The sequence below is a fragment of the Kitasatospora sp. NPDC088351 genome, from assembly GCF_040685575.1.
Taxonomy (GTDB): Bacteria; Actinomycetota; Actinomycetes; order Streptomycetales; family Streptomycetaceae; genus Kitasatospora.
Map to the genome: position 1 here is coordinate 21,352 of NZ_JBFBIL010000041.1, position 6,468 is coordinate 27,819.

General features: G+C 76.6%; 3 protein-coding genes. All 3 read right to left on the bottom strand.

Annotated elements, in window-relative coordinates; genetic code table 11:
* Nucleotides 1-104: 104 nt before the first annotated feature.
* The 3 genes from AB0P06_RS25470 to AB0P06_RS25480 all read right to left on the bottom strand — a co-directional run bounded on the left by AB0P06_RS25470 (nucleotide 105) and on the right by AB0P06_RS25480 (nucleotide 6,323).
* Nucleotides 105-1,307 carry a S8 family serine peptidase gene (locus tag AB0P06_RS25470; protein ID WP_363611104.1) on the bottom strand — a complete coding sequence of 401 codons (1,203 nt, stop codon included), beginning with the start codon at nucleotides 1,305-1,307 and terminating at the stop codon, nucleotides 105-107.
* Nucleotides 1,308-1,342: 35 nt separating this feature from the next.
* Nucleotides 1,343-4,777: a right-handed parallel beta-helix repeat-containing protein gene (locus AB0P06_RS25475; protein WP_363611106.1), complete on the bottom strand. Its 3,435-nt coding sequence runs from the start codon at nucleotides 4,775-4,777 to the stop codon at nucleotides 1,343-1,345.
* A 91-nt stretch (nucleotides 4,778-4,868) separates the two neighbouring features.
* Nucleotides 4,869-6,323 carry a hypothetical protein gene (locus AB0P06_RS25480; RefSeq protein ID WP_363611108.1) on the bottom strand — a complete coding sequence of 485 codons (1,455 nt, stop codon included), beginning with the start codon at nucleotides 6,321-6,323 and terminating at the stop codon, nucleotides 4,869-4,871.
* Nucleotides 6,324-6,468 lie beyond the last annotated feature (145 nt).

Below are 6,468 nucleotides of genomic sequence, written 5' to 3' on the forward strand. Positions count from 1 at the left end.
AGATCAGGGCGCGGCGTTGGCGGGCCGGGGGCGCGGCGTTGGACCGGACGAAGGACCGGCGGCGGTCCGGTCCCCCCAGCGGGTTCCACACCCGCCCGCCGGGGTCACCCCGGGCACCGGCCGCGCCGGCGGCCCAGCCCCACGGCCACCGCGCCCAGGCCGACCAGCACCGCCGCCCCCAGGGCGGCCGCGGCGAGCGCCGAGGCCCGTTCGACGGAGGTCGGGTCCGCGGGCGGGGGCACCGTGACCGGATCGGCCGAAACCGGCGATTGGCCCCCACCGCCGCCGGGCAGGGCGGTGACGGCGGCCACCACGTCCAGGGTGCCCCAGCCGAGGGCCGGGTCCGGCAGGGCCGAACCGGGCTGGTAAGCCGTGGACTCCAGCCGTTGGACGAGCTGGTCGACCGTCAGGTCCGGGGTGCGGGAGAGCAGCAGCGCCGCCGCGCCGGCGACGAGGGCGGCGGCATAGCTGGGCCCGGAGCCGGTGGCGTAGCCGCCGCCCAGCCCGAAGCCGCCGACGGCGCCGCCGGGCGCGGCCAGGTCCACCCGCCCGCCACGGGTGGCGGTCACCCCCGGGCCGGTGGCCGCCCCGGAGGCCACGGCGCCGTCCGCGCCGACGCCGGTCACCGCGAGCACGCCGGGGTAGCCGGCCGGGTACACCGCGCCGTTGGTGCTCTGGCCGTCGGGCCCGGCGGGGGCGACCAGCAGCAGGCCCTTGGTGGCCGCGTAGGCGACGGCCTCGGCCAGTGCCGGGTTCGGGGCCGCCACGGGCACCCCGACCACGGCCACCCGGGCGCCGCCGTCGGCCGCCGCCCGGATGCCCTGGGCGAGCAGTTCGGGGGTGGTGCTCCCGGCGTCGTCGGTGACGGCCACGGCCAGCACCCTCGCCTCGGGGGCCAGGCCGGACGGGCCACCGTCGGGCGTACGCCGGCCGGCGATCAGTCCGGCCAGGAAGGTGCCGTGGCCCACGCAGTCGCGGCCCGCGTCGCCCTGGCCGTGCAGCCGGGGCCCGAGCCGGAGCCGGTCGGCCAGCATGCCGGAGCCGTTGTCCACGCCGGAGGCGATCACGGCGACGGTCACCCCGGCGCCCCGGCCGAACGGCCAGACGGCCTCGGGCCGCAGGTAGACCTGGGCCCAGGGAGTCCCCTGGGCGGCCCGGGCGGAGGGCTTGCGGCAGCCGCTCTGCCGGAAGTCGGGGAGGGTCTGGGTGACCGCCGCCTGATCGTCCGGGGCCGGGGTCTCGGCCCGGGCGGGCGCCGGCGGGCCGAGCAGGGCCACCGCCGCCGACAGCGCCAGGGCCGAGGACACCGCCGTCGCCGGACCGCCTGCGCGGGCCGGGCGGGTCATCCGCCGCTGCCGGGCCACTGCGGGCCGCTGTCCGGGCGCTCCGCGCCGCCGGGCCCGCCGGTGACGCCGAGCCGGTCCACCGCGATGTCCTGCGGCAGGAGCAGGCTGAGCTCGGAGACGTCGGCGAAGTCGAGCCGGCCGAGCCGGCCGGCCTGGCGGGTGATCATGCCCTCCAGCGTCTGCCGGGCGAAGCGCCCGTTGCCGAAGGTGCGGTCCCGCGGGACGGCCGCGAACAGTTGCTCCAGCGCCGCCAGGGTCTCGGGCGCGCAGGTGTAGCCGGCCGAGTCGGCGTGCCGGCCGACGATGGTGACGAGTTCGGCGTCGCTGTAGTGGCCGAAGTCGACCTGCCGGGAGAAGCGGGAGGCCAGGCCCGGGTTGGAGGCGAGGAAGTGGCGCATCTCGTCGTCGTAGCCCGCGACGATCACCACCACCTCGTCGCGGTGGTCCTCCATCAGCTTCATCAGGGTGTCCACCGCCTCCTGGCCGAAGTCGCCACCACCGCCGTGCCGGGGCGTCAGGGTGTACGCCTCGTCGATGAACAGCACACCGCCGCGCGCCCGGTCGAAGGCCTCCTTGGTGAGCTGGGCGGTGTGGCCGACGTAGCGGCCGACCAGGTCGGAGCGGGCGGTCTCGATCAGCTGGCCGCCCGGCAGCACGCCCAGTTCGGCGAGCAGTTGCCCGTACAGCCGGGCGACGGTGGTCTTACCGGTGCCGGGCGGCCCGGCGAAGACCAGGTGGTGGCTGATGGTGGCGGTGGGCAGCCCGGCCTCCTCGCGGCGGCGGACCTGGCGGATCAGGTTGACCAGGTCCTCGACCTGCTCCTTGGCGGCGGGCAGGCCGACCATGGCGCGCAGTTCGGCGAGCAGTTCGGTGCCGTCCCGCTTGGCCTCGGGCGGGGCGGTGTCCTCGGCGGCGACGTCCTCGGGCAGCAGCAGCGCCAGGTCCTCGTCGGAGATCTCGGGCTGGGTCGCGAGCCTGGTCGCCTGGCGGTCGACCATCTCCTCGAACACCTTGCGGGCCGCCCGGCCGTTGCCGAAGTCCTCTCCCCTGGGCATCCGTTCGAAGAGCGTGGTGAGGGAGTCGTGGGCGCCGTCCGCCAGTTCGTAGCCGTGCCCGACGGCGGCCCGCTCGACGATGGTGACCAGCTCGTCCACCTCGTAGTTGGCGAACTCCACGGTGCGGCTGAAGCGGGAGGCCAGGCCCGGGTTGGAGGCCAGGAAGTCGGTCATCTCGCCGGAGTAGCCGGCCACGATCACCACGATGTCGTCGCGGTGGTCCTCCATCAGCTTGACCAGGGTGTCGATCGCCTCCCGGCCGAAGTCCGGGCCGCTGCCGCCCGAACCCGCCGAGAGGGTGTAGGCCTCGTCGAGGAAGAGCACCCCGCCGAGCGCCTCCTTGAACACCTCGGTGGTCTTGATCGCGGTGCCGCCGATGATCGAGGCGACCAGGTCGGCGCGGGCCACCTCGGTGAGGTGGCCGCTGCGCAGCACGCCCAGCTCGGCGAGGATGCTCCCGTAGAGGCGGGCGACGGTGGTCTTGCCGGTGCCGGGCGGCCCGGCGAAGACCAGGTGGCGGCTCATCGGCAGCGCGGGCATGCCGGCCAGTTCCCGGCGCCGGGCGAGCTTGTTGAGGTTGACCAGGGTGGCGACCTGCTCCTTGACGCCGGCCAGACCGACCAGCGACTCCAGCACCTCCAGCGGGCCGGCCGCGGCGGCCGACTGCGCGGGCGCGCTCTCGGCGGCGGGCTCCCCGGCGGGTCCGTGGCCGGGGCCGGGGGCGGCTCCGGCCGGCTGCGCCGCCCGGTGGGCGGGCGCCGAGCCGGCGGTGGCGGTGCCGTGCGCGTCCGGCAGGCCGTTCTCCTCGCTGACCAGCTCCTCCAGGGCGAGCCGCTCGCTCGGCTCGCTCTGGCGCAGGCCGGAGCCCCGGTTGCGGGAGAGCGTGCAGCCGGTCAGCCGGACCGCCTCGGTGGAGTCGGTCCGCACGCCGTCGCCGATGTTCTCCGCCGCCGTGAGCTGGGCCAGCACGGCCCGCGCCCCGGCCCCGATCCGGACGCCGTGGCGGCGGTTGCCGGTCACCCGGACCCTGGTGCAGGTCAGTTCGGCGCCGTCCTCGGCCGTGATGCCGTCCTCGGCCGATCCGGACACCTCGCAGTCGCGCAGCGTCGCCGTGCCGACCCGGCCGAGCAGCACACCGGACCCACCGGCGCCGCGCACCACGGTGGCGCCGACCCGGGTGTCCGCACCCTCGGCGAACCGGAGCCCGGCCCGGCCCGCGTCCAGCACCTCGCAGTTCTCCAACTGCCCGCGTCCGTCCCGGAGCACGGTCATGCCGTCGCCCTTCGCGCGGTGGACGGCGACCCGGCGCAGGCGCGGGTTGGCGCCGTCGGTGATCAGCACGCCGGTGCCGGCGACGTCCCGCACCTCCAGCCGGTCGAAGTCGGCGGAGCTGTCGCCGGTCAGTTCCACCCCGTCGGTGCCACAGTCCCGGACGACGGTGCGGGCCAGCGTCGGGCCGGACGACTCGCCCACCCAGATGCCGGTGCCCTGCGCGCCGTCCACCTCGCAGTCCTCGAAGGTGCCACGCGAGCGGGCCGTGACGTGGATGCCGTGGCCCGCCGTGCGGGAGGCGCGGCAGCGGCGCAGCAGCGGGTCGGTGCCGGCGGCGAGCGCGATGCCGTGGCCGGAGGTGGCGGTGACGGTGCAGTCCTCCAGGACGACCTGGGCGGAGGAGCTGATGTAGATGCCGATCGTGGTGTCGCGGACGGCGGTGCGCACCAACCGCGTGGTGCTGCGCTCCTCCAGGGCGATGCCGGGCTTGTCGGTGACCGAGATCTCGCAGCCCTCGAAGGTGCCCCGGGCGTCGCCGTTGGCGCAGATGCCGTTGCCGCGCGCATCGCGCAGCACGCAGTTGCGCAGCAGCGGGTTGGCGCGCTCGCCGATCACCACCGCGGAGCTGCCGAGGTGTTCGATCACGCAGTCCTCGATGATGCTGGTGCCGCTGGAGGTCTCGACGATGCCGGCGCCCGCCGGGTTGGTGACGCGGCATCCGCGCATCGCCAGGGTGCCGTCCCCGCGGGTGAGCAGGGCCGTCCAGGAGCTGCCGACCACTTCGCAGTCCTGGACGGCGGCCTGCCCGCGCGGCACGTCGATGGCGGGCATCTCCTCGTCCTGCCCTTGCAGGATCAGGCCGGTCAGCTGCACCGCCTCGGCGGTGACCTGGACCACGCAGCCGCGCCGGGCGGTGATCCGGACGCTGCCCCGGGCCTCCGCGGCGGTGATGGTGACCAGCTTGCTGATCACCAGGTTCTCCTCGTACCGGCCGGGGCGTACCGAGATCACCGCCCCGCTGCGGGCCGCCGTCAGGGCGTCGCCGATCGTGCGGTACGGGCCGTCCCGCTGCTCCGGGCACACCGTCAGCACGTGGCGCGACATGGCGTGGCCTTCCTTTCCGTTGCTCCAGTGGTGGTGGTCGGCGGCGTCCCGCCGGTGCCCCGGCCGCACGGCGGCCGGGGTGGCGGAGCGGTCAGCCGGTGCAGTCCGCGCGGACGGCGGAGGCCGCGAGGTGCGCCTTGTCGGCGCCGCCGCCGCCCCAGTCGATGCCCCTGGAGTGCAGCATCACGGCGATCCGGCCGCCGCTCACCGGGAAGGTGCCGCTCGCGGTGACCCAGCCGCCCCGGTTCGCGGTCTGGTCGACGCTGAACGAGCCGATCGTTCCGCTGTTGGGCGAGGAGCTGTTCTGGACGGTGTAGTAGGCGGGCTTGCCGCCGACGGCCTTGCGGTCGCTGTTGTTCGGGACGTAGACGGAGATCCGGCAGGTGCCGCTGGTGACCGGGGCCGTGGTGAAGGTCCACACCACCGAGTTGCCGTCGTCCTTGGTCGCCGAGCCGGACATCGGGAGTGCCGCGTACTTGCCGTTGCAGCCCGAACCGGAGTACCCGCCGGCCGAGTTGATCGTCCAGCCGGTGGTGCCCTGCTCCCACCAGCCGTACTGGGCGTAGCCGGCGGCGGAGTTGCCGCAGTTGACGGCGCTGAAGCTCGGCGCGGCCGGGGGCTTCGGCGGCGCCGGCTGGCCGGGCGCGGGCTGCTGGGGCGCGGGCTGGCCGGGGGCGGGCTGCTGCGGCGCCGGCTGCTGCGGGGCGGGCTGGCCGGGCGCGGGCTGCTGCGGGGCCGATCCGCCGGGTGTGCCACCGGTCGTCGGCGGCTTTGCGCCCTGGGCGGGCGGGTTGGCGGGCCGGGCGAGCGAGTTCAGGTTCGTGCCGGATGCCGCGCCGGGCGCCGTACCTGGCGTCGTGCCGGGAGTCGTGCCGGGCACCGTCGCGGTCCCGTCCTCCGTCCCCTGCGGCGCGGTGGTCCCGGGGGCCGGGTCCTGGGCCGGCGCCGGGTCGGTGGGCGCCTCGGCGCCCGGGGTACCGGGCGCGGTGGGATCGGCCGGATCGGTGGGTGACGCGGAGACCGTGGGGTCGCCGAGCTCGGGGCCCTCGGCCAGCGGCTGGTCCGCCTGGCTCAGCCCGGCGCCGTCCACTGTTTTGTCACCGTCCCGGCCGCTGCCGGCCATCAGGAACGGCAGGCCCATCAGCACCACGCCCGCGGTGGCGGCGGCCACGAACACCGGTCGCTTCAACCGTGCCCGGCGGCCCGGCTGTTCGGCCGGCTCGGGCCCGGCGGGCGCCTCGACCGGGCCGGGGCCGACGGCGTGCGGCGTCATCGGGGGCGCCGGGGGTGCGGGAGCCGGGCCCGGCGGGGCCATCGGCGGCACGGCGGCGACCCGCCCGTAGTGCGGCACGGTGGCCGGGGCGGCCACGGCTGCGGCCACCGGGGCAGCGGCCACCGGGGCGGCCGTCTCCCCGGCGGGCGGCGTCGCGCTCGCCACCGCGACCGGCCCCGCTCCGCCGCTCTCCTCCATCTCCCAGGCCACCGAGGGCAGCTGAATGCTCGCCGCCCCGCCCTGAGCCCCGTTTCCACTTGTGCTCGTGCCCACCGCAGCTCCTCGGCTCCGCATGCAGTCCTGTCGGCGGAACCGCCCGGCCGACAGGGCCACGGACGCTTCCACTCCGTAGTCACGGCCCGGCCGGGCCCGACGGTTCACCTGCCGTCGGCGGACCTCCGGGCCCGGCCGCGCCGGC